Annotated in this window: 19 protein-coding genes; 8 read left to right on the top strand and 11 right to left on the bottom strand. The window is 57.5% G+C overall.

Annotated elements, in window-relative coordinates; genetic code table 11:
• Positions 1-26: 26 nt before the first annotated feature.
• Positions 27-1,745 carry a ubiquinone-dependent pyruvate dehydrogenase gene (gene poxB / locus HMPREF3096_RS27410; protein WP_070544671.1) on the bottom strand — a complete coding sequence of 573 codons (1,719 nt, stop codon included), beginning with the start codon at positions 1,743-1,745 and terminating at the stop codon, positions 27-29.
• A gap of 151 nt (positions 1,746-1,896) precedes the next feature.
• On the opposite strand from poxB, the gene HMPREF3096_RS27405 reads away from it, so the two are divergent.
• Positions 1,897-2,331, top strand: coding sequence for a DoxX family protein (locus HMPREF3096_RS27405; protein ID WP_016160554.1), 435 nt, complete (start codon positions 1,897-1,899; stop codon positions 2,329-2,331).
• A gap of 207 nt (positions 2,332-2,538) precedes the next feature.
• On the opposite strand, the gene hcr is transcribed toward HMPREF3096_RS27405, so the two are convergent.
• From hcr to aqpZ, 4 genes are all read right to left on the bottom strand, one after another.
• Positions 2,539-3,507, bottom strand: coding sequence for an NADH oxidoreductase (gene hcr / locus HMPREF3096_RS27400; protein ID WP_032729859.1), 969 nt, complete (start codon positions 3,505-3,507; stop codon positions 2,539-2,541).
• Positions 3,508-3,517: 10 nt separating this feature from the next.
• Positions 3,518-5,170, bottom strand: a complete 1,653-nt coding sequence (hcp, locus tag HMPREF3096_RS27395; protein WP_032730978.1) for a hydroxylamine reductase — start codon at positions 5,168-5,170, stop codon at positions 3,518-3,520.
• A gap of 143 nt (positions 5,171-5,313) precedes the next feature.
• Complete coding sequence (locus HMPREF3096_RS27390; protein WP_008805835.1) at positions 5,314-6,213, bottom strand: LysO family transporter; 900 nt, start codon at positions 6,211-6,213, stop codon at positions 5,314-5,316.
• A 115-nt stretch (positions 6,214-6,328) separates the two neighbouring features.
• Positions 6,329-7,024 (bottom strand): aquaporin Z, encoded by a 696-nt coding sequence (gene aqpZ, locus HMPREF3096_RS27385; RefSeq protein ID WP_002896434.1) that lies wholly within the window; start codon positions 7,022-7,024, stop codon positions 6,329-6,331.
• Between the two features lie 419 nt (positions 7,025-7,443).
• Between aqpZ and HMPREF3096_RS27380 the strand changes: the two genes are divergently transcribed.
• The 3 genes from HMPREF3096_RS27380 to macB all read left to right on the top strand — a co-directional run bounded on the left by HMPREF3096_RS27380 (position 7,444) and on the right by macB (position 12,292).
• A complete protein-coding gene (locus HMPREF3096_RS27380; RefSeq protein ID WP_008805837.1) occupies positions 7,444-9,102 on the top strand; it encodes an ATP-dependent endonuclease in 1,659 nt (552 codons plus the stop codon).
• Positions 9,103-9,239: 137 nt separating this feature from the next.
• Positions 9,240-10,355, top strand: a complete 1,116-nt coding sequence (gene macA, locus HMPREF3096_RS27375) for a macrolide transporter subunit MacA (protein ID WP_008805838.1) — start codon at positions 9,240-9,242, stop codon at positions 10,353-10,355.
• Positions 10,352-12,292, top strand: a complete 1,941-nt coding sequence (gene macB, locus HMPREF3096_RS27370) for a macrolide ABC transporter ATP-binding protein/permease MacB (RefSeq protein WP_008805839.1) — start codon at positions 10,352-10,354, stop codon at positions 12,290-12,292. Before macA ends, macB begins: the two co-directional genes overlap by 4 nt.
• A 66-nt stretch (positions 12,293-12,358) precedes the next feature.
• Here the strand turns inward: macB and cspD are convergent, their stop codons facing one another.
• Positions 12,359-12,580 carry a cold shock-like protein CspD gene (cspD, locus tag HMPREF3096_RS27365; protein ID WP_002896516.1) on the bottom strand — a complete coding sequence of 74 codons (222 nt, stop codon included), beginning with the start codon at positions 12,578-12,580 and terminating at the stop codon, positions 12,359-12,361.
• A gap of 325 nt (positions 12,581-12,905) precedes the next feature.
• Between cspD and clpS the strand changes: the two genes are divergently transcribed.
• Positions 12,906-13,223, top strand: coding sequence for an ATP-dependent Clp protease adapter ClpS (gene clpS, locus HMPREF3096_RS27360; protein WP_002896520.1), 318 nt, complete (start codon positions 12,906-12,908; stop codon positions 13,221-13,223).
• 30 nt (positions 13,224-13,253) lie between these two features.
• Positions 13,254-15,533, top strand: a complete 2,280-nt coding sequence (clpA, locus tag HMPREF3096_RS27355; protein WP_012542332.1) for an ATP-dependent Clp protease ATP-binding subunit ClpA — start codon at positions 13,254-13,256, stop codon at positions 15,531-15,533.
• A 118-nt stretch (positions 15,534-15,651) separates the two neighbouring features.
• Here the strand turns inward: clpA and infA are convergent, their stop codons facing one another.
• The 5 genes from infA to trxB form a co-directional block, all read right to left on the bottom strand.
• A complete protein-coding gene (gene infA, locus HMPREF3096_RS27350; RefSeq protein ID WP_001040187.1) occupies positions 15,652-15,870 on the bottom strand; it encodes a translation initiation factor IF-1 in 219 nt (72 codons plus the stop codon).
• 351 nt (positions 15,871-16,221) lie between these two features.
• On the bottom strand, positions 16,222-16,926 hold the full coding sequence (gene aat / locus HMPREF3096_RS27345; protein WP_008805841.1) for a leucyl/phenylalanyl-tRNA--protein transferase: 705 nt from the start codon (positions 16,924-16,926) through the stop codon (positions 16,222-16,224).
• Positions 16,927-16,965: 39 nt separating this feature from the next.
• Positions 16,966-18,687, bottom strand: coding sequence for a heme ABC transporter ATP-binding protein/permease CydC (gene cydC / locus HMPREF3096_RS27340; protein WP_023322275.1), 1,722 nt, complete (start codon positions 18,685-18,687; stop codon positions 16,966-16,968).
• Positions 18,688-20,454 carry a heme ABC transporter permease/ATP-binding protein CydD gene (gene cydD, locus HMPREF3096_RS27335; RefSeq protein ID WP_032729864.1) on the bottom strand — a complete coding sequence of 589 codons (1,767 nt, stop codon included), beginning with the start codon at positions 20,452-20,454 and terminating at the stop codon, positions 18,688-18,690. It abuts the gene before it with no gap.
• A gap of 114 nt (positions 20,455-20,568) precedes the next feature.
• The gene (trxB, locus tag HMPREF3096_RS27330; RefSeq protein WP_012542328.1) at positions 20,569-21,537 is read right to left on the bottom strand and encodes a thioredoxin-disulfide reductase; all 969 of its coding nucleotides are present in this window, start codon (positions 21,535-21,537) and stop codon (positions 20,569-20,571) included.
• A 532-nt stretch (positions 21,538-22,069) separates the two neighbouring features.
• On the opposite strand from trxB, the gene lrp reads away from it, so the two are divergent.
• Together lrp and HMPREF3096_RS31690 are read left to right on the top strand one after the other, a co-directional pair.
• Positions 22,070-22,564, top strand: coding sequence for a leucine-responsive transcriptional regulator Lrp (lrp, locus tag HMPREF3096_RS27325; protein WP_000228469.1), 495 nt, complete (start codon positions 22,070-22,072; stop codon positions 22,562-22,564).
• 135 nt (positions 22,565-22,699) lie between these two features.
• A partial coding sequence (locus HMPREF3096_RS31690) for a DNA translocase FtsK 4TM domain-containing protein (RefSeq protein WP_228704815.1) occupies positions 22,700-24,276 on the top strand: 1,577 nt, incomplete at its 3' end.

The following is a 24,276-nucleotide window of genomic DNA, read 5'->3' as shown; positions in this document are numbered from 1 at the left end:
GTCTGGTTCAACGTATGGCTTCTGTTTTACCTGAGCCAGTTGGTTTTCGCCAGTTCGATGACCTCATCGCCGCGCCCGCTGATGATCGCCCGCAGCATATACAGGCTAAAGCCTTTCGCCTGCTCCAGCTTGATCTGCGGCGGGATAGCCAGCTCCTCTTTGGCGACGACGACGTCGACCAGCACCGGACCGTCGGTGCGGAAGGCGGTCTGCAGCGCTTCATCCACCTCGGAGGCTTTTTCAACGCGTATACCTTTGATACCGCAGGCCTCGGCGATGCGGGCGAAGTTGGTATCGTGCAGCTCTGTACCGTCGGTGAGATAGCCCCCGGCCTTCATCTCCATCGCCACGAAGCCCAGCACGCTGTTGTTAAAGATGACAATTTTCACCGGCAGCTTCATCTGCGCCAGCGACAGAAAATCGCCCATCAGCATGCTGAACCCGCCGTCGCCGCACATGGCCACCACCTGCCGCTCCGGGGCAGTAGCCTGGGCGCCAATGGCCTGCGGCATGGCGTTGGCCATTGAGCCGTGGTTGAACGAGCCCAGCAGGCGGCGTTTGCCGTTCATTTTGAGGTAGCGTGCCGCCCAGACGGTTGGGGTACCGACATCGCAGGTGAAAATGGCGTCTTCATCGGCAAAATGGCTGATCTGCTGTGCCAGATATTGCGGGTGGATTGCCTTATCGCTGGATTTTGCCAGATCGTCGAGCCCTTTTCGCGCGTCGCGATAGTGCTCCAGCGCCTTATCGAGGAAGTGGCGATCGGTTTTCTCTTCCAGCAGCGGCAGCAGCGCTTTTAGCGTCGATTTAATATCGCCCACCAGCGCCATATCGACCTTACTGTGCGCGCCGATGCTACCGGGGTTGATGTCGATCTGAATAATTTTGGCGTCGGTTGGATAGAAGGCGCGATAGGGGAACTGGGTGCCCAGCAGGATCAGGGTGTCGGCGTTCATCATGGTGTGAAAGCCAGAGGAGAAACCAATCAGCCCGGTCATGCCGACATCGTACGGATTGTCGTACTCCACGTGCTCTTTGCCGCGCAGGGCGTGGACGATGGGGGCTTTAATTTTGGCCGCGAACTCCACCAGCTCCTGATGAGCGCCGGCGCAGCCGCTGCCGCACATGAGCGCGATATTGCTGGAGTAGCGAATAAGCTGCGCCAGCTTGCGCAGTTCTTCTTCCGCCGGAGTGACCGTCGGCAACGGCGCATGATACCAGTGGCTGCTGGCGCTCTCCGGGGCGGCCTTCAGGGCCACGTCGCCGGGCAGCACCACTACCGAGACGCCGCGGTTAATCACCGCTTTACGCATGGCGATGGCCAGCACCTGCGGAATCTGTTCGGGGGTGGAGACCAGCTCGCAGTAGTGGCTGCATTCGCGGAACAGTTCCTGAGGATGGGTCTCCTGAAAATAGCCGCTGCCGATTTCGCTGGAGGGGATGTGGGCGGCAATGGCCAATACCGGTACATGGTTACGATGACAGTCAAACAGACCGTTGATCAAATGCAGGTTACCCGGTCCGCAGGAACCGGCGCAGACCGCCAGCTCGCCGGTCAGTTGCGCCTCGGCGCCGGCGGCGAAAGCAGCGACCTCTTCGTGCCGGGTGGGCATCCAGTCGATGGTGCCCATGCGGTTCAGACTATCGCTCAATCCATTGAGGGAATCTCCGGTGACGCCCCAGATACGTTTCACGCCGGCCTGTTCCAGCGTTTTGGCAATGTATGCGGCCACGGTTTGTTTCATGATCTCCATCTCCTTTTTGTGATAACGCCTTCAAGCTTAGATGAAACTGCAGGTTACGTTGCCGATTGTCCCTTATTTTTTGCTGGTTTTATTGCTGAAAAATTGTGCATACTCAGGGATCTCACAGGGTGTAAAACAGGAAGCACATCAGATGGTTAAGGGAATGTTAAACGCAGTAAATAAAACGCTGTCGCATGACGACGCCGGTAAACTCTTGTTACGACTCGCCGTCGGCGGGTTAATGCTGTTTCACGGTCTGCACAAGCTGCTGGACGGCGTGGGCGGGATCAGCGGCATGCTGGTGGCGAAGGGGTTGCCGGGGTTTATCGCCTACGGTGTGCTGGTGGGGGAAGTGGTCGCTCCCTGCTTGTTAATTCTCGGCGTCCTGACCCGTCCGGCGGCGCTGGTGCTGGCGTTCACCATGGTGGTGGCGTGGCTGATGGTCGGTCTCGGCAAGACGTTTGCGCTTGATGCGGTGGGGGCGTGGGCGATCGAGAACCTGGTCTATTTCTTTGTTGGCGCGCTGGCGATTGCGCTACTCGGCGCAGGGCGTTATTCGCTGGCTGGTCAGTCGGCCTGGCGGTAAAAATGCCTCATTCGTCCTGGGGCGTAAAGTCGATACTGTTGCCGGTTTGCAACTTTTTCAGTCTGAGAAAATGTTTATCTCATGTCGCCTGAGCGTTTATTGTCGCCCGGGATTTTCCCGGAGGCGGCGCATTGCGCCTTCTCCGGGCTACCCAATCGCACAGCGCTGTAGCCCCGGTAAGCGGTAGCGCCACCGGGGATTTTGACCTCAGGCGAGAACCAGATCGCTCTGCGGATGGCAGGAGCAGGCCAGCACATAGCCGTCGGCGATTTCGGCGTCGGTTAACGTCATGGTGCTGTTGACGCTGTACTTCCCGGAAACCACTTTGGTTTTACAGCAGCCGCAGACGCCGGCGCGGCAGGCGACGGTCACCGGCACTTTATTGCTCTCTAGCGCATCAAGCAGTGTGGTGCCCACCGGCGCGTAAAACTCGCGCGCCGGCTGCAGTTTGGTAAATTTCAGTCCACTGGTCGCGGCTTCCGCCACCGGGGTGAAGAACTTCTCCTTAAAGAAGCGGGTGACGCCCAGGGCGGCAACATCCTGCTCGACCTTCTCCATATAAGGCGCCGGGCCGCAGGTCATCACGGTGCGGCTGGCTAAATCCGGCACGCTCTGCAGCAGCTCCCGGGTCAGACGGCCGGCGACAAAGCCATGAGTGGCATGGTGCTCTGCCACCAGGGTGACCGGATACTGGCGCCACTCCTCGGCAAAGATCACATCCTCCGGCGAACGCACGCTATAGATCACCTGCACGTCGGCCTGCGGTCGATACTTCGCCAGCCAGCGACGCATCGACATTATCGGCGTTACGCCGCAGCCGGCGGCCAGCAGCAGGAATTTATCTTCCGCTTTATCGTCGCAGGTAAACTCGCCCATCGCATCGGACAGCCAAAGGTAATCGCCGCGTTTGACCTCGCGGGTCAACCACTGCGAACCCGCGCCCTCGTCAATACGGCGAACGGTCAGCGTAATGTACTCGCTGACCCCCGGCGTGGAGGAAAGGGTATAGGCGCGCAGCGTTTCCGCCGAGTGACGCACGCTGACCAGGGCATACTGGCCGGCGCGGTACGGATAGTAATCGTGGCACAGCAGCGAAAGGGTCCACACGTCCGGGGTTTCCTGGTGAATGTGGTGAACCTGCATCCGCCACGGGCACTGGGAGGTTGGCATGGTCATCAGGGACTCCTTAAGCGCTCAGCAGCTGCTGCATATCTTGTTCCACGGTGGTCACGGACCGCAGACCAAACTTCTCATTGAGGACCGCCAGCAGATCCGGGGTGAAGAAGCCAGGCGCCGTCGGGCCGGTGACGATGTTTTTCACCCCCAGCGACAGCAGCGTCAGCAGAATGACGATCGCTTTCTGTTCGAACCAGGAGAGCACCAGCGACAGCGGTAGGTCGTTAACACCGCAGCCCAGTTTTTCCGCCAGCGTAACCGCGAGAATAATTGCCGAGTAGGCATCGTTGCACTGCCCGGCGTCGACCAGACGCGGCAGACCTTCGATATCGCCGAAGTCCAGCTTGTTGAAGCGGTATTTACCGCAGGCCAGGGTCAGGATCAGACAGTCATCCGGCACGCTGGTGGCGAAATCGGTGAAGTAGTTACGCTCCCCGCGGGCGCCGTCGCAGCCGCCGACGAGGAAGATATGGCGCAGTTTTTCACGGCTGACCAGATCGATCAGCGTATCCGCCGCGCCAAGCAGGGTCTGACGGCCAAAGCCGACGGTGATCAGATGCGGGATTTCGCTGTACGGGAAGCCCGCCATCTGCTGCGCCTGGGTGATAACCGGGGCGAAGTCTTCACCTTCCAGATGGTTCACGCCCGGCCAGCCGACGATGCTGCGGGTCCAGATGCGGTCGTCGTAGGCGCCGACGGTGGGGTCGATGATGCAGTTCGAGGTCATCACGATAGGGCCCGGGAAGCGGGCGAATTCCACTTGCTGGTTTTGCCAGCCGCTGCCGTAGTTGCCGATCAGATGTTTGAATTTACGCAGCTCCGGATAGCCGTGCGCCGGCAGCATTTCGCCGTGGGTATAGACGTTAACGCCGGTGCCTTCCGTCTGCTCAAGCAGGTTATACAGATCTTTCAGATCATGGCCGGAGATCAGGATGCACTTCCCTTCGGTGGCTTTAACGTTCACCTGAGTCGGCGTCGGGTGGCCATATTTAGTGGTTTCACCAGCGTCAAGGATGCTCATCACCTGGAAGTTCATCTGGCCGATTTCCATCGAACATTCCAGCAGCGCGTTCATATCCGCCGGCCAGGTTCCCAGCCATGCCATGATTTTATGGTACTGGGCATAAATCGCGTTGTCGTACTGGCCGAGTACGTGGGCGTGCTCCATATAGGCCGCCGCGCCTTTCAGGCCGTACAGGCACAGCAGACGCAGACCGAGAATATTCTCGCCGATGGCGGCTTTATCTTTATTTGGGGCATAGTCTGCCGCCTGACGCTGCAGGTCACCCAGATCGTCGCTGACCAGGTGTAAATCGGCTACCTGGTTATCAACCGCGGCGCTGGCGTCGAGGTTCTGGCACTGCGCTTTCAGCGCTTCACGCAGGGCAATCGCCTGGCGGGCGTAGCCGACGATACGCGGAGAATCGAAGTTGACGTTGGTCAGGGTGGAGAAGAAGGCGCGGGGGGCAAAGCTGTCGACCTCATGATCGATAATGCCATATTCGCGGGCCTTGAGCGCCCAGGCGGACAGGCCTTGCAGTGATGCAATCAGCAGATCCTGCAGATCGGAGGTTTCCGCTGTTTTACCGCACATCCCCTGCGCGTAAGAGCAGCCGTTTCCGGCTGGGGTACGAATGGTTTGTTCACATTGCACACAAAACATGGTCACACCTTTAAAGTTATATTTAATATACATGTTTAAGGTTATGCCGCATGGCACAAGGTGAAAAGGCATTTCTGATACAACTTAAAGGGAGATTGATTTAGCGCAAATTTGGCGGCAGTAAGTCTGCCGCCAGCGGGTATTCAGGCGGTAAAAAAGGCGATCAGGATCGGGACCAGCAGGCTAAGCAGAAAACCGTGCACGATAGCGGCAGGAACAATCTCGACGCCGCCGGAACGCTGGAGTACCGGTAAGGTGAAGTCCATCGAAGTGGCGCCGCACAGCCCCAGCGCTGTGGAGCGGCTGCGGCGAACAAGGCCCGGAATTAACATGATAGCCAGCAGCTCGCGACACAGATCGTTAAAGAACGCCGCGCTGCCGATCACCGGGCCAAAGGATTCAGTGAGTAAAATACCGGAGAGCGAATACCAGCCGAAACCGCTCGCCATCGCCAGACCGGTCTTTAACGGCAGACCGAGAATAAAGGCGTTAAGTATCCCGCCAAGTAATGAACTGGCCATAACCACCATGGCGACGATCATTCCCCGACGGTTAAGGACTATTTGTCGCAGACTCATTCCATTATTGCGTAATTGAATACCGACGAGGAACAGGAGAAAGATCAGCGTATATTCGCTGGCTTCGGTCGCGTGCTGTAAAAAAGACAGGCCGGTCAGGCCGAGCAGAAAACCGAGCACGACCACGCCGCACAGCTGCAGCGATTCCAGGGCCATGGCCAGGCGCGAAGGTAATTTCTCCTGCCGATGCTGACTGCGCCATGGCATTTTACTTTCCAGCCACAACAGGGCGGCAATATTACACAGTAAAATGATGACCACGCTCACTGCAGCGTAATGCAATATGGCCAGCAGGTTGCTTGCCAGATTGTCGAGGAATGCCAGGCTGATCCCCATAAAGAAAAGGATGACATAGACAATCCAGCTGAGCATCCGGTTAATCAGTTTTAGCGCGGAGGGTTGACGAAGTGGCACCAGATAGCCGACAACCAGCGGCAACAGAATGATGAAGAGTCCCGATAACATGAACGATGCAGCCCTTGCATAATGAGAATAGCGCCCATGACACTACCCAAATCACCGGGCCGAGTAAAGCTGCCACCAGAAAGAAAAAGCCCGGAAACCCGGGCTTTACAAAGGATTAATCGCGTTTTTCCAGCAGGGTGCGATACAGCACGCCGCCGAGGATCCCGCCGACGATCGGCATGACCCAGAACAGCCACAGCTGCTGCAGCGCCCAGCCGCCCTGGAAAATCGCTACCGCGGTGCTGCGCGCCGGGTTGACCGAGGTGTTGGTAACCGGAATGCTGATCAAATGGATGAGGGTCAGCGCCAGGCCGATAGCGATCGGCGCAAAGCCCGCCGGTGCGTGTTTATCGGTCGCGCCATGGATAACCAGCAGGAAGCCACAGGTCAGGACAATTTCAATGACGATAGCCGACAGCATGGAGAAGCCGCCCGGGGAGTGTTCGCCATAGCCATTGGAGGCAAATCCGCTGGCGGCGGCATCAAAGCCGGCTTTACCGCTGGCCACCACGTAAAGCACCGCCGCGGCAATAATGCCGCCGACCACCTGAGCGATAATATAGCCAATGACTTCTTTCGCCGGGAAACGGCCGCCGGCCCACAGGCCCAAGGTCACCGCCGGGTTGAAATGCCCCCCGGAAATATGGCCGACCGCAAATGCCATGGTTAATACCGTTAAGCCAAATGCCAGCGCGACGCCGGCAAAACCAATACCGAGCTCAGGGAAGGCTGCGGCAAGCACGGCGCTACCGCAGCCACCAAATACAAGCCAGAAAGTGCCGAAGCATTCTGCTGCTAATTTTCTGAACATAACCACCTCAATTAAATTGTATACGCGCACGAGCGGACCGTGCCGGTCTTTATTTATCGTGATAAGGGATGACGATAAAAATAAAGCGGCGTTATTCTAGAGATAATCGCCATCCCAGAGCCAGTTAAATATATTGATATTATTTGATTTAGGGCAAGGTGAAGGGATTCCGTTTGCCAGTGTAGTCTTTCCTTTATCCGTGGAAGATTATCAATAGTGTAGATCATAACGCCTGAAATAAAACTATTTTGTTTGATGAATAATCAACAGCCGGTAATAGGCGATAAGTGAGTAATTTTATGAATATATTTAATCCGCTGAATATGAGCCACGGATGCGATTAAGCAGAGTGTCATCTTGCCGTCGCCCTCGCTATACTGTTGATTACTGAAGGAGAGTGGTGGTTTAGCGGAGGGGATATGCTTCTTGAGCGCGTAGAAATCGTCGGTTTTCGCGGTATCAATCGTTTGTCGTTGATGCTGGAGCAAAATAACGTCCTGATCGGGGAGAACGCGTGGGGGAAGTCCAGTCTGCTTGATGCGCTGACCCTGCTTTTGTCCCCTGAGTTCGATCTTTATCACTTTGTCCGCGATGACTTCTGGTTTCCCCCGGGCGACATCCAGGGGCGCGAGCACCATTTGCATATTATCCTGACCTTCCGTGAAACCGAACCGGGGCGCCATCGGGTCCGGCGTTTTCGTCCGCTTCAGCGCTGCTGGGTACCTTGTGACGATGGTTATCATCGGGTGTTCTATCGTCTGGAAGGCGAGCTCGCCGATGACGACAGCGTGATGACCCTGCGGAGCTTTATCGATGGTGAAGGCGAAGCGCTGGCGGTTGAGGATATTGATGATCTGGCCAGACACCTGGTGCGTCTGATGCCGGTGCTGCGCCTGCGCGACGCGCGCTTTATGCGGCGCATCCATAACGGGACGGTACCGCATTCGCCGCAGATAGAGATCACCGCCCGCCAGCTCGATTTTCTCTCCCGGGAGCTGGTCAGCCATCCGCAAAATTTATCGGACGGTCAGATCCGCGAGGGGTTGTCGGCCATGGTGCAGCTGCTGGAGCATTACTTTGCCGAGCAAAGCAGCGCCCAGACGCGGCATCGTCTGATGCGGCGGCGCTCCCATGATGAGCAGCGCAGCTGGCGCTATCTGGATATTATCAACCGGATGATCGATAAACCCGGCGGGCGCAGCCATCGGGTGATTCTGCTGGGGCTGTTTTCCACCCTCCTGCAGGCAAAAGGGACGGTGCGCCTCGATCGCGACGCGCGGCCGCTGTTGCTGATTGAAGATCCGGAGACGCGTTTGCATCCGATTATGCTCTCTGTCGCCTGGCACCTGCTGAATTTATTGCCGCTGCAGCGCGTGACCACCACCAACTCCGGGGAGCTGTTGTCCCTGACGCCGGTGGAGCAGGTCTGTCGACTGGTTCGTGAGTCGTCGAGGGTGTCGGCATGGCGGCTGGGACCCGGCGGAATGAATGCCGAAGACAGCCGGCGTATCGCCTTCCATATTCGCTTCAATCGCGCCTCATCGCTCTTCGCCCGCTGTTGGCTGCTGGTGGAAGGGGAGACGGAGACCTGGGTTATCAACGAACTGGCCCGCCAGTGTGGCCATCATTTTGATGCCGAGGGCGTGAAGGTGATCGAGTTCGCCCAGTCAGGCCTTAAACCACTGATCAAATTTGCCCGCCGGATGGGGATCCAGTGGCACGTGCTGGTGGATGGCGATGAGGCGGGGAAAAAATATGCCGCCACCGTGCTCGGCCTGCTGAATAACGATCGCGAGCTGGAGCGTGACCATTTGACGAGCCTGCCCGCGATGGATATGGAGCACTTTATGTATCGCCAGGGATTTGATGACGTTTATCACCGGGTGGCGCAGATCCCGGATAATGTCCCTATGAATATGCGGCGGGTGATCACTAAGGCCATCCATCGTTCATCCAAGCCCGACCTGGCGATTGAGGTGGCGATGGAGGCCGGCCGACGCGGGGTGGACGCGGTGCCGACGCTGTTAAAGAAAATGTTCTCGCGGGTACTGTGGCTGGCTCGTGGTCGTGCAGATTAACCTGCGCCGTAGGGCTGGCGCAAAGCTCTCCGGTAGCTAAACAAAACGTAAGCAACGTTAAAAATGGGTGTTCTGTTGTCGACGGGTTTGGATAGAATCACCGTCTGGAGCGGCAGGGAAACAGCAGGAATCGGATAATGAAAGTGAAGGGAAAACGCAGAACAATCTGGTGGTTGTTAGCGATCGTTGTGCTGGGTCTGGCCGTCTGGGGATGGCGGATCCTGAATGCGCCGCTGCCGAACTACCAGACGCTGGTGGTGCGCAAAGGTGACCTCCAGCAGAGCGTGCTGGCCACCGGTAAGCTGGATGCCCTGCGGAAAGTTGACGTCGGCGCCCAGGTCAGCGGACAGCTGAAAACGCTGCACGTCAATATCGGCGATAAGGTCAAAAAGGACCAGTTGCTGGGGGTTATCGATCCGGAGCAGGCGCAAAACCAAATTAAAGAGGTTGAAGCGACGCTGATGGAACTGCGTGCCCAGCTCAATCAGGCGCGCGCGGAGAGCAAACTGGCGCAGGTGACTCTGGCCCGTCAGCAGCAGCTGGCGCAGCGCCAGCTGGTCTCGCGACAGGACCTTGATACCGCGGCCACCGATCTGGCGGTGAAACAAGCGCAGATCGGCACTATTGAAGCGCAAATCAAGCGTAACCAGGCGACGCTCGACACCGCGAAGACCAACCTCGACTACACGCGGATCCTGGCGCCGATGGCTGGCGAAGTGACGCAAATTACCACCCTGCAGGGACAGACGGTGATCGCCGCCCAGCAGGCGCCGAACATTCTGACGCTGGCGGATCTCAGCACCATGCTGGTCAAAGCGCAGGTCTCTGAGGCGGATGTCATCCACCTCAGACCGGGGCAAAAGGCGTGGTTTACCGTGCTGGGGGATCCGCTGACTCGCTATGAAGGCACGCTGAAAGACATTTTGCCGACGCCGGAAAAAGTCAATGACGCCATTTTCTACTATGCCCGCTTCGAGGTGCCGAATCCGCAGGGCATCCTGCGTCTCGACATGACCGCGCAGGTGCATATCCAGCTGGCCGAGGTGAAAAACGTGATTACCATCCCGCTGAGCGCCCTGGGTGACGCGGTGGGTGATAACCGCTATCACGTCCGGTTGTTGCGCACCGGCGAGGTAAAAGAGCGTGAGGTTGCCATTGGCGCCCGCAACGATACCGACGTCGCGGTGGTGCAGGGGCTGGATGAGGGAGATGAAGTGATCGTCGGCGAGAGCGCGAGCGGGGCGGCAAAATGACGGCGCTGCTTGAGCTGCGTGATATTCGTCGCAGCTACCCTTCCGGCGACGGCAGCGTTGAGGTACTGAAGGGGATCACCCTCAGCATCAATGCGGGGGAGATGGTGGCGATCGTGGGTGCCTCCGGCTCGGGCAAATCGACGCTGATGAATATTCTCGGCTGTCTCGACAAACCGACCAGCGGCACCTACCGGGTGGCGGGAACCGATATCGCGCAACTGAATGGCGATGCGCTGGCTCGGCTGCGGCGGGAACACTTTGGTTTTATCTTTCAACGCTACCACTTGCTGTCACATCTTACCGCCGCGCAGAACGTTGAAGTGCCTGCGGTGTATGCCGGCAGCGAGCGACGGGCACGCCTGGCGCGCGCCCATGATCTGCTGGTGCGTCTGGGGCTTGGCGATCGGGCTGACTATCAGCCGTCGCAACTGTCCGGCGGCCAGCAGCAGCGGGTGAGTATCGCCCGTGCGCTGATGAACGGCGGGGAAGTGATTCTGGCGGATGAACCGACCGGCGCGCTGGACAGCCATTCCGGCGAAGAGGTGATGGCGATCCTGCATCAGCTCAAAGCTCAGGGCCATACGGTCATCATTGTCACCCACGATCCGCAGGTCGCGGCCCAGGCGGAACGGATCATTGAGATCCGCGATGGCGAGATCGTCCGCAATCCGCCCGGCAGCCGCCAGGGCGGTGGGCTGCGCGCCCGTCAGCAGCCGGAACCCTCGGCGTGGCGTCAGTTTACCAGTGGCTTTCGCGAAGCGCTGGTTATGGCGTGGCGGGCGATGGCGGCGAATAAAATGCGTACCCTGCTGACTATGCTCGGCATTATTATCGGCATTGCGTCGGTGGTATCGATCGTGGTGGTCGGTGATGCCGCCAAACAGATGGTGCTGGCGGATATTCGCGCCATCGGCACCAATACCATCGATGTCTATCCCGGAAAGGATTTTGGCGATGACGACCCGCGTTATCAGCAGGCGCTGAAGTATGACGATTTGCTGGCGATCCAGAAACAGCCATGGGTGCGTTCCGCCACGCCGGCGGTATCGAAAAGCCTGCGCCTGCGCGCCAACAATATTGACGTTGCCGCCAGCGCGGAGGGGGTCGGGCCGCAGTACTTTAATGTTTACGGCATGACCTTCAGCGAAGGCAATACCTTTAATGAACTGCAGCTCAACAGTCGGGCGCAGGTGGTAGTGCTCGACAGCAATACCCGTCGCCAGCTGTTTCCCAATAAAGCGAAAGTGGTGGGCGAGGTGATTCTGGTGGGCAATATGCCGGCCACGGTGATCGGCGTCGCGGATGAAAAACAGTCAATGTTTGGCAGCAGTAAAATTCTCCGCGTCTGGTTGCCTTACACCACCATGGCGGGAAGAGTGATGGGCCAGTCGTGGCTGAACTCCATTACGGTACGCGTTCATGAAGGTTATGACAGTGAAACCGCGGAGAAACAGCTGCTGCGTCTACTGGAGCTGCGGCATGGTAAAAAAGATGTATTCACCTGGAATATGGACAGCATCTTGAAAACCGCAGAAAGGACCACACATACCTTACAGCTGTTCCTGACATTGGTGGCGGTGATTGCCCTGGTGGTTGGCGGTATTGGTGTAATGAATATTATGCTGGTGTCGGTGACCGAACGGACGCGCGAAATCGGCATCCGCATGGCGGTTGGCGCGCGGGCCAGCGATGTACTGCAGCAGTTTCTCATCGAAGCGGTGCTGGTTTGCCTGGTCGGTGGCGCGCTGGGGGTCACGTTATCGCTGATGATCGCATTTATTCTGCAGCTGTTTCTGCCCGGCTGGGAGATCGGTTTTTCCCCGCTGGCTCTGCTAACGGCTTTTCTCTGTTCGACGTTGACTGGGGTGCTGTTTGGTTGGCTGCCAGCGCGCAACGCGGCACGGCTCGATCCGGTGGATGCGCTGGCACGCGAATAGAAATAAAAATGCCAGTCAGAAGGACTGGCATTTTATTAGCAGGATGTACACAATGAAGCAAAAGAGTTATGCAGCCGTTTCCGCTTCCACAGGGACGATCACGCTGGCGTGGTTGCCTTTTGGCCCCTGGTGAACATCAAACCGAACGGCTTGTCCGGCTTTTAGCGTTCTGTAACCATCCATCTGGATGGTGGAGTAATGGGCGAAAATGTCTTCGCCGCCGCCCTCAGGGCAGATAAAACCGAACCCTTTGGCATTGTTGAACCACTTAACAGTACCCATTTCCATACTTCGACATCCTTCGTAAATCTTTATAAGTAAGATGGAATGAACCGGTGGTGGAGTGACGAGTTGTTCAATTGCTCGCCAACTCTCGCCACTACAATTTAGAGAAATACGAAAACGCGTCAAGCGATTGAGGAGGGGGGACGGCGAAAAATGCGTCAAAATTTGAAGCAGTTAACGCTATTGCCGGGGAATGTGACAGCCGTCGCGGATAGAAGCGATAGATGATAGTTATCTATGATCTGTTGTAGATTTGTGATGAGCATAACCTCTGGTCATCGACAGGCCTCCGCCTGTTGGCAACAGCAACCGATGATGAACACTGACGATGAGTAAGAGAGATTGGCTGGACTTCGAGCACCTGGTTGACGACGAAGTTCGTGATGCGATTAAACCGCCATCTATGTATAAAGTGATATTGGTCAATGATGACTACACTCCAATGGAGTTTGTTATTGACGTGTTACAAAAATTCTTTTCTTATGATGTTGAACGTGCAACGCAACTGATGCTCACGGTTCACTATGAAGGTAAGGCGATTTGTGGCGTGTTTACCGCGGAAGTGGCGGAGACCAAAGTCGCTATGGTGAATCAGTACGCGAGGGAGAACGAGCATCCATTGCTGTGTACGCTGGAAAAAGCCTGAATACAGGCATGAAAATTGGGGGAGGTGCCTATGCTCAATCAAGAACTGGAACTCAGTTTAAATATGGCTTTCGCCAGAGCGCGCGAGCACCGTCATGAGTTTATGACCGTCGAGCACTTGCTGCTGGCTCTGCTAAGCAACCCCTCGGCCCGTGAGGCCCTGGAAGCGTGTTCAGTGGACCTGGTGGCATTGCGTCAGGAACTTGAAGCCTTCATCGAACAAACCACACCCGTCCTGCCAGCCACGGAAGAAGAGCGCGACACCCAGCCGACGCTGAGCTTCCAGCGTGTGCTGCAGCGCGCCGTCTTCCACGTGCAATCTTCTGGCCGCAGCGAAGTGACCGGCGCCAACGTACTGGTGGCCATTTTCAGCGAGCAGGAGTCGCAGGCCGCTTACCTGCTGCGTAAACATGAAGTCAGCCGACTCGATGTGGTGAACTTCATTTCTCATGGTACACGCAAAGACGAGCCGAGCCAGTCTTCCGATAACAGCGGAAGCCAGCCTGGCAATGAAGAGCAAGCCGGCGGGGAGGAACGTATGGAAAACTTCACCACCAACCTCAATCAGCTTGCTCGCGTCGGCGGCATTGATCCCCTGATCGGCCGTGAAAAAGAGCTGGAGCGTGCGATTCAGGTCCTGTGCCGTCGCCGTAAAAATAACCCATTGCTGGTGGGTGAATCCGGCGTCGGTAAAACTGCGATCGCCGAAGGCCTTGCCTGGCGCATTGTGCAGGGCGATGTGCCGGAAGTGATGGCCGACTGCACCATCTACTCGCTCGACATTGGCTCTTTGCTGGCAGGGACCAAATATCGTGGCGATTTTGAAAAACGCTTCAAAGCGTTGCTCAAACAGCTGGAGCAGGATACCAACAGCATCCTGTTTATTGATGAAATCCACACCATTATCGGTGCGGGGGCGGCTTCTGGCGGCCAGGTCGATGCGGCTAACCTGATTAAACCGCTGCTTTCCAGCGGCAAGATCCGGGTGATCGGCTCCACCACCTACCAGGAGTTCAGCAACATCTTTGAGAAAGATCGTGCGCTGGCCCGTCGTTTCCAGAAGATCGATATCACCGAACCGTCGGTGGAAGAGACGGTGCAGATTATCAACGGCCTGAAGCCGAAGTACGAAGCGCACCATGACGTGCGTTATACCGCTAAGGCGGTGCGTGCGGCGGTTGAGCTGGCGGTAAAATACATTAACGATCGTCATCTGCCGGATAAGGCAATTGACGTCATTGACGAAGCGGGCGCGCGGGCGCGCTTAATGCCGGTCAGCAAGCGTAAGAAAACGGTCAATGTGGCGGATATCGAGTCAGTGGTGGCGCGGATTGCGCGGATCCCTGAGAAGAGCGTCTCCCAGAGCGATCGCGATACGCTGAAAAACCTTGGCGACCGTCTGAAAATGCTGGTCTTCGGTCAGGATAAAGCCATTGAGGCGCTGACCGAAGCCATCAAAATGGCGCGCGCCGGGCTGGGCCATGAGCACAAGCCGGTTGGGTCATTCCTGTTCGCCGGGCCTACCGGGGTCGGGAAAACCGAAGTGACCGTGCAGCTGGCGAAGGCGCTGGGTATTGAGCTGCTGCGTTTTGACATGTCCGAATATATGGAACGTCATACCGTCAGCCGTTTAATCGGGGCGCCTCCGGGCTACGTTGGCTTCGATCAGGGCGGGCTGCTGACCGATGCGGTGATTAAACATCCGCACGCGGTGCTGCTGCTTGATGAGATCGAAAAAGCGCATCCGGATGTGTTCAACCTGCTGCTGCAGGTGATGGATAACGGTACGCTGACCGATAACAACGGGCGTAAAGCGGACTTCCGCAACGTGGTGCTGGTGATGACCACTAACGCCGGGGTGCGGGAAACTGAGCGTAAATCGATTGGCCTTATTCAGCAGGACAACAGTCCGGATGCAATGGATGAGATCAAGAAGATCTTTACGCCGGAGTTCCGTAACCGCCTCGACAACATTATCTGGTTCGATCATCTCTCTACCACGGTGATCCATCAGGTTGTCGACAAGTTTATCGTCGAGCTGCAGGTCCAGCTGGACCAGAAAGGCGTCTCCCTGGAAGTCAGTCAGGAAGCGCGCGACTGGCTGGCGGAGAAAGGTTACGACCGGGCGATGGGTGCACGTCCAATGGGACGCGTCATTCAGGACAACCTGAAAAAGCCGCTGGCGAACGAGCTGCTGTTCGGCTCGCTGGTCGATGGTGGCCAGGTGACAGTGTCTCTGGACAGCGCGAAGAATGCGCTGACCTACGATTTCCAGAGCGCGCAGAAGCACAAACCGGAAGCCGCCCACTAAAGCGATGTCTTCAACGTAAAAACCGGCCCTGGGCCGGTTTTTTTTTGCCGGCGGCAGATATGAAAAGACCGGGAATTATCCCGGCCTTCAGCATCTGACGCCTTAAGGGCGAAAACAATCAGCGACTACGGAAGACAATGCGGCCTTTGCTCAGGTCGTACGGGGTCAGCTCAACAGTCACTTTGTCGCCCGTCAGAATGCGGATGTAGTTTTTACGCATTTTACCGGAAATATGCGCAGTTACCACGTGACCGTTTTCCAGTTCTACGCGGAACATAGTGTTAGGCAACGTTTCAAGTACGGTGCCCTGCATTTCAATATTGTCTTCTTTGGCCATCTAGTCCTCTGGGGTATCACTACCGTAGTTTTGAACCGGCAAGATAATGCCGAAGTTCATCATGTAAGTAAAGTTTTACGTATCTACCCTGAATCATTCGCCTTGCCGCAAGGTGCGCAGTCAGCACACCGGCAACGGATATATGACGGGTATGAATCGCCGAAGTAGTTTTGGCGCATTGCCCGGAACACACACGGCTATGCCGCGTGACAGGCGCAAACGTAAAGGGGAGTGACAGAACGATGGGCGTTATCTGACTCTTATTATTCCCAAACGGCGGCGGGGCAACAGGCAGAAGCTACTCTACCGCGCAATTATACCATCCTGACGCAAAATGTGCTGAAAACATTTTTATTGCGCGCCCGGAAATAGCACCCGCGGCACCCAAAATAGCTCGGGCAGGCGGTAGCCGCGTAATACTGACAGGTAGTCAAGATAATCGCGGCGGGGAATATCCACCGCGCCTAATGAGGCGGTATGGTTGTTCAGTACCTGGCAGTCGATTAATTTACCACCACTCTGCGTAAAAGCCTGACAGAATACCAGCAGCGCGGTTTTGGAGGCATTTTCTGCCCGGCTGAACATCGATTCGCCGCAAAACAGCGCCCCCTGCGCCACGCCGTACATTCCACCTACCAGCGTATTCTCTTGCCAGACTTCAATGGAATGGGCATGGCCCAGCTCATGGAGTTGGTGATAGGCGCGAACGATACTGCTGGTTATCCAGGTGCCTTCGTCACGATCGCTGGCGCAGCCTTCAATGACCTCACCAAAGGCATGATTCAGCGTGACGCGATAAGGCGAACGCTGATGAAAACGCTTCATGCTGCGGCTGAGATGAAACTGTTCCGGCCAGAGCACCGCCCGGGGATCGGGCGACCACCAGAGGATCGGGTCGCCCGGAGAAAACCATGGAAAAATACCGCGCTGATAGGCCATCAGCAGACGTGCCGGGCTCAGATCGCCGCCGAGCGCCAGCAGGCCGTTAGGTTCACGGAGGGCGCCTTCCGGGGAAGGGAAGGCGATAGAATGCCGGGAGAGCTGAACCAGACGCATTTTAACCTCAATACGCATCAGCAAAAATTAGATAATAGCCTACAGACGCTGTTTAAACTGGAAGTACCGGCCCTGTTTAGCGAGCAGATCCGCGTGACTACCTTGCTCAATTATCTGGCCGTTGTCCATGACTATTATCTGATTAAAACGCGCCAGGCCCCGCAGGCGGTGAGTCACCATCAGCACGGTTTTCTCGCGCATCACTTCCGCCAGAAGATGCAGGATCTGGCTTTCGGTGGCCGCATCCAGGCCTTCTGTCGGCTCATCGAGCAGCATCAGCGGCGCATCGTGGAGCAGTGCGCGGGCAATCGCCAGCCGGCGCAGTTCGCCGCCGGATAGCTGGCGCCCGCCTTCCCCCAGCCAGCTGTTCAGTCCGCCATCTTCCAGCAGTTTTTCCAGCCCCACTTTCTCGAGGGTCGCGCAGAGCGCGGTATCGTCAGCGTCTGGCGCCGCCAGCAGCAGGTTGTCGCGCAGCGTAGCGCTGAACAGGTGCACGCGCTGCGGCACCACGCTCATCGCCTGACGCAGGGTGGCTTCGCTGAGCTGGGACAGCGGCTGGTCGTTGAGCAAAATCTCTCCCTGCGTTGGATCCCAGGCCCGGGTGAGGAGTTGCAACAGCGTCGACTTTCCGCAGCCGGTCCGGCCAAGAATGGCGATATGCTCTCCGGCAGCAATCTGCAGGGAGATATTCTCCAGGGCGGGGGAGGGCTGGTGCGGATAGCGGAAGGTAACCTGCGTGAAGGTTAAGGCCACCTGCGCAGGCACGCTGGCTTCACCCTCGACGAAAGTGACCTCCGGCTGCTGGTCGGTGATCTGCGAAATCCGTCGTGCGGAGGCGATCACCTGACCTAAATGCTGGAAAGCGCCAGTGACTGGCGCCAAGGCTTCGAAGGCCGCCAGGGCGCAGAAAACAAACAGCGCGATCAGCGCCCCTGGCTGGCTGTTACCCCCGATGCCGGCGGACGCCAGCCAGAGCATGGCCACCACGGCGATGCCGCCGATTAACAGCATTACTGCCTGCGAAAGCGCGGTCAGCTCGGCCTGACGGCGCTGTGCGTCCTGCCAGCTGAGCTCGGTCTTTTCCATTTGCGCGCGGTAGCGGTCGCTGGCGTTAAACACCATCAGCTCTGCCTGGCCCTGCAGCCAGGCAGTGAGCTGTTGGCGATACTGGCCGCGCAACTGCGTCATACTTTCGCCGGCTGGTTTACCTGCGCGATAGAACAGCGGCGGCATAACCAGCAGGGTGACCAGCATGATGCCGCCGAGCGTCAGCGCAAGGGTAACGTCGAGCAGGCTTAATCCGCAGGTGACCACTACAATCACCACCAGCGCGCCGACCAGCGGTGAAATCACCCGCAGGTAGAGATGATCCAGGGTATCGACATCGGCCACCACCCGGTTGAGCAGTTCACCCTGGCGAAAGCGCGCCAGCCCCGCGGGAGAGAGGGGGAGTAGTTTGCTGAAGGTGAAGACGCGCAGGTGCTGCAGCACGCGGAAGGTCGCGTCATGACTGACCAGACGCTCGAAGTAGCGCCCGGCGGTACGGATAATCGCCGCGCCGCGGACGCCCGCGGCAGGCAGCATATAGTTAAAACTGTAGATCCCGGCGACACCCACCACCGCTGAGGCGGAGAGGAACCAGCCGGAGAGCGTCAGCAGGCCGATGCTGGCCAGCAGAGTCACGATGGCCAGCACGACGCCGAGCAGCAGCATCCATTTATGGCGTTTATAGAGCGCCAGATAGGGTAAAAGTGCGCGCATTTAAATCTCCTCCTGACGATGGGCCAGCAGCGCCGAGAAGACCCCACCGGCACGGGCCAGCGTGGCGTAGTCGCCTTGCTCGATAATCTGTCCGTCCTGCATGACCCAGACGGAATCCCAGTCAGCCAGTCCCTCGAGCTGGTGGGTGACCAGCAGCGTGGTTTGCTCGGTGGAGGCATGGGTCAGGGCCTGCATCACCCGTTGTTCGCTATGGGCGTCGAGGCTGGCGAAGGGTTCATCCAGCAACAGCAGGCGGCAGGGCACCAACAGCGCGCGAGCAACCGCGATACGCTGCGCCTGACCTACCGACAGACGACCCGCCTGATCGCCCACGGCGGTATGGATCCCGTCCGGCAACAGGGCGATAAACTCACTGACCCAGGCCTTGTCCAGCGCCAGCCGAAGCTGGGCATCGCTGGCTTCGGGCCATGCCAGCAGCACATTTTCCCGCAGCGTGGCGGCAGGTAGTTGAGGATTCTGTCCCACCCAGCTTAACAGGCGGCGCCAGCGATCGGCGTCCAGTTCGCGCAGCTCTGCGCCGTTCACCTTCAGCGAGCCCTCGTAGGGCAAAAAGCCGAGCAGTGTGTTCAGCAGCGAACTTTTCCCGGAGCCGCTCTGACCCACCAGCACAACGCGTGCGCCAGCAGGCAGTGAAAAGTTAAGCGGCCCGGCCAGGACTTTACCTTCCGGAGATTTGATCACCAGATCGCGCGCTTCCACGCCAATCAGATCGTTATCATTTAAGGTTTTTTCGCCGCGCTCCACCTGGGTCAATGGGGTTTCCATAAACGTTTTCAGGCTGTCTGCGGCGCCCACGGCCTGGGCTTTGGCATGGTAGAAAGTGCCCAGGTCACGTAATGGCTGGAAAAATTCCGGCGCGAGGATCAGCGTCAGGAAGCCTGCCATCAGCGTGACGCCCGCGCCATAGTGGCCGAAGTTCAGCTCGCCAAGGTAAGAGAAGCCAAAATAGACCGCCACCAGCGCAATGGAGAGGGAGGTGAAAAACTCCAGCACCCCGGAGGAGAGGAAGGCCAGACGCAGGACTTCCATGGTGCGTTGGCGAAAATCCTGCGAGGCGTCGCGAATATTATCGATTTCTGCCTGACCGCGGTGAAAAATACGCAGGGTTTCCATGCCGCGCAGGCGGTCGAGGAAATGGCCGCTCAGGCGGGCCAGCGCCTGGAAGTTACGCCGGTTGGCATCGGCGGCGCCCATCCCGACCAGCGCCATGAAAAGCGGGATTAGCGGGGCGGTGCCGAGGAGGATCAACGCGGCGGCCCAGTTAATCGGGAAAATAGTGATAACGATCAGCAGCGGCACGCAGGCCGCCAGCGTCATCTGGGGCAGGTAGCGCGCATAATAATCGTGCATATCATCGATCTGCTCAAGGATAAGCGTTGCCCAACTGCCGGCCGGTTTGCCCTGGATCCAGGCTGGGCCCGCCTGCTGGAGGCGGTCGAGAACCTGACGGCGAATTTCATAGCGGATATGCTGCCCGGCCTGAAAACCGACCCGCTCACGCAGCCAGACCACCCAGGCGCGCAGCACAAAGACCAGTACCAGCAGCGTCAGCGGCAGCAGCAGGGCGGTTGCCGGAATATTTTCCATCACCATCCGGTGCAGGATCCGCGCCAGGAACCAGGCCTGCGCGACGATCAGCAGACCGCTTGCCACGCCAAGCAGGCGGGAAATCATCAACCAGCGACGGGAGATAATACTTTGCTGTTTTAACCAGCGGGTTAACTCTTGTTGACGGGTTTTATTCATTGCGCGCTTTGCAGGTATCGTTATGGGAATATTGGGCACGGCAATGTTACATCGCGGCAAAAATAAAGGCGACTTTTCGTCGCCTTCTTTACCTTTGTTACTGACTTGTAAAGATTATTTGCAAGCGTCGGCCAAACCGTCCAGGTAACGCTCGGCGTCCAGCGCCGCCATGCAGCCGGTGCCGGCGGAGGTGATCGCCTGACGATAGATATGGTCCATGACATCGCCAGCGGCAAATACGCCCGGGATACTGGTTTGCGTGGCGTTGCCGTGGATCCCGGACTGCACTTTGATATAGCCGTTTTCCAGTTCCAGCTGACCTTCAAAGATGGCGGTGTTCGGGCTGTGGCCAATGGCAACGAACAAGCCTGCCACTTCCAGAGACTCGACGTTGTCGCTGTTTTTGGTATCGCGCAGGCGCAGGCCGCTGACGCCCATCTGGTCGCCGGTCACCTCTTCGAGGGTGCGGTCGGTATGCAGCACGATGTTGCCGCTCGCCACTTTATCCATCAGACGTTTGATGAGGATTTTTTCCGCGCGGAAGGCGTCGCGACGGTGGATCAGATGCACCTCAGAGGCAATATTGGACAGATACAGAGCCTCTTCAACCGCGGTGTTACCGCCGCCGATCACCGCCACTTTCTGATTGCGATAGAAGAATCCGTCACAGGTGGCGCAAGCTGAAACGCCACGGCCTTTAAACGCCTCTTCCGATGGCAGACCGAGGTAGCGCGCCGATGCGCCGGTGGCAATGATCAGCGCATCACAGGTGTACTCACCGCTATCGCCTGTCAGACGGAACGGACGGTTTTGCAGATCGACGCGGCTGATGTGGTCGAAAATAATTTCCGTTTCAAATTTCGCGGCATGTTCGTGCATGCGCTCCATCAGCAGCGGGCCAGTGAGATCGTTAGGATCGCCCGGCCAGTTTTCCACTTCCGTCGTGGTGGTCAGCTGACCGCCTTTTTCCATCCCGGTGATCAGCACCGGCTGCAGGTTGGCGCGTGCGGCATAGACCGCCGCGGTGTATCCCGCAGGTCCAGAACCAAGGATAAGCAGTTTACTGTGTTTGGCTGTGCCCATGAGATCCCCATAATAATTGGCATACATTGGGCAGAGATTGTAGGGAATTTGTTGTCGTAAAAAAAGAGCGCAGCGATTTTGTTAACGATGTGTGCAATAGAAGCGACCGATGAATTGGTGATTTTACCGGCAAAGAATATAACTATTTCTACTGTCAGCGGGACAATTATAAGACGAAAAAATGAGAATCAACCAGGGGGGATGATGAATATCTGGCATCTTGTACTAAAAATCGATGTTTTGCTTTGACAATCCCCTGTGCTTTTGCGAAAACATTCATGGAAGAAGAAAAGCAGTATTTAGCGTGCGGCGAATTTTCATGCACGCAAATGCCATTTTTATCCGGGTTAACGAAATCTACGCATGGTGTGGACAGACGCCATGCGTGATGTCGGTGACTGCCGTCAGGCAACGGGCTTCTCACGTACCCCTGGGTTACCCATTGTCGTACGGGTAATAACAGGATGGGCTCTGGCAGTGAAGGCACAGAGCCGGAACAGGAGTAGGGAAGGAATACAGAGAGACAATAATAATGGTAGATAGCAAGAAGCGCCCAGGCAAAGATCTCGACCGCATTGATCGTAACATCCTGAATGAATTGCAAAAAGATGGGCGAATTTCTAACGTCGAGCTTTCTAAACGGGTGGGACTTTCTCCGACGCCTTGCCTTGAGCGCGTGCGTCGTCTTGAAAGACAGGGTTTTATTCAGGGCTATACGGCGCTGCTCAACCCGCATTATCTGGATGCATCACTTCTGGTATTTGTTGAGATTACTCTGAATCGTGGCGCACCGGATGTGTTTGAGCAATTTAACGCCGCAGTGCAAAAACTTGAAGAAATTCAAGAGTGTCATCTGGTTTCCGGTGATTTCGACTACCTGTTGAAAACCCGCGTACCGGATATGTCAGCGTATCGTAAATTACTGGGCGAGACCTTGCTGCGCCTGCCGGGCGTAAACGACACCCGTACCTACGTGGTGATGGAAGAAGTCAAGCAAAGTAATCGTCTGGTTATTAAGACGCGCTAACACGGAACAGGTGCAAAATCGACGTAGTTTGATTACACTCCTGTTAATCCATACAGCAACAGTGCCGGGGAGACCCGGCGCTGTTGTCCGTTTTAGCAGCAGGCAGGAAACAGCCTGATACCTGGAGAGCCTTTCTTGAGCCAGGAATACACCGAAGACAAAGAAGTCAAACTAACCAAACTCAGCAGCGGGCGCCGACTCCTTGAGGCGATGCTCATCCTTTGCTCCCTCTTCGCCATCTGGCTGATGGCGGCACTACTGAGCTTTAACCCCTCGGATCCAAGCTGGTCGCAGACGGCGTGGCATGAGCCTATTCATAATTTAGGCGGCGCCCCTGGAGCCTGGCTTGCCGATACCCTCTTTTTCATTTTTGGCGTCATGGCCTACACCATCCCGGTCATCATTATTGGCGGATGCTGGTTTGCCTGGCGGCATCAGGAAAACGACGAATACATTGATTATTTCGCCGTTTCCCTGCGCCTCATTGGCGCGTTAGCCCTGATCCTGACCTCCTGTGGTCTGGCAGCCATTAACGCCGATGATATCTGGTACTTTGCCTCGGGCGGAGTGATCGGCAGCCTGCTGAGCACCACGCTGCAACCGCTGCTGCACAGCAGCGGCGGCACCATCGCCCTGTTATGCATCTGGGCGGCCGGCCTGACGCTGTTCACCGGCTGGTCGTGGGTCAGCATTGCGGAAAAACTGGGCGGCGGCATCCTGTCGGTACTGACCTTTGCCAGCAACCGTACCCGTCGGGATGATACCTGGGTCGATGAAGGCGAATACGAAGACGATGATGAAGAGTACGACGACGAAGAGGCGGCAACCCCTCAGGAGTCGCGTCGTGCCCGTATTTTACGCAGCGCGCTGGCGCGACGTAAGCGTCTGGCCGAGAAGTTTACCAACCCCATGGGGCGTAAAACCGACGCGGCGCTTTTCTCCGGCAAACGGATGGATGACGGTGAAGAGGCGGTGCAATACAGCGCCAGCGGTGCGCCTGTCGCCGCCGACGATGTACTGTTTTCCGGCGCCAGCGCGGCACGTCCCACAGAGGATGATGTGCTGTTCTCCGGCGCCAGCGCCGCGCGCCCTGGAGATTTCGACCCTTACGATCCGTTGCTGAATGGTCATAGTATCGCTGAGCCCGTGGGTGCAGCGGCGGCGGCCACTGCCGCGCCACAGGCGTGGGCTGAATCCGCGGCTGGCCATCAGGGCGCTGCGCCTGCTTATCAGCCGGAAGCGGGTTACCCGCCGCAGGCGTACCAGCCAGAGCCGGCGCCGTATCAGCAGCCGGTTTACGATCCGCACGCTGGTCAGCCGGCGCTGCAGGCGTACCAGCCAGAGCCGGCGCCGTATCAGCAGCCGGCTTATGCTTCGCATGCTGCTCAGCCTGCGCCGCAGGCGTATCAGCCAGAGCCGGCGCCGTATCAGCAGCCGACTTACGATCCGTATGCCGCTCAGCCTGCGCCGCAAGGGTATCAGCCAGAGCCGGCGCCGTATCAGCAGCCGGCTTATGCTTCGCATGCTGCTCAGCCTGCGCCGCAGGCGTATCAGCCAGAGCCGGCGCCGTATCAGCAGCCGACTTACGATCCGTATGCCGCTCAGCCTGCGCCGCAGGCGTACCAGCCAGAGTCGGCGCCGTATCAGCAGCCGGCTTATGCTCCGCATGCCGGTCAGCCGGCGCCGCAGGCGTATCAGCCAGAGCCGGCGCC

Source organism: Klebsiella sp. HMSC25G12 (assembly GCF_001807705.1).
GTDB classification, from domain to species: Bacteria; Pseudomonadota; Gammaproteobacteria; order Enterobacterales; family Enterobacteriaceae; genus Klebsiella; species Klebsiella variicola.
Note: the sequence above shows the minus strand (reverse complement) of the source record. Positions and strands in the feature narration are given on the sequence as shown.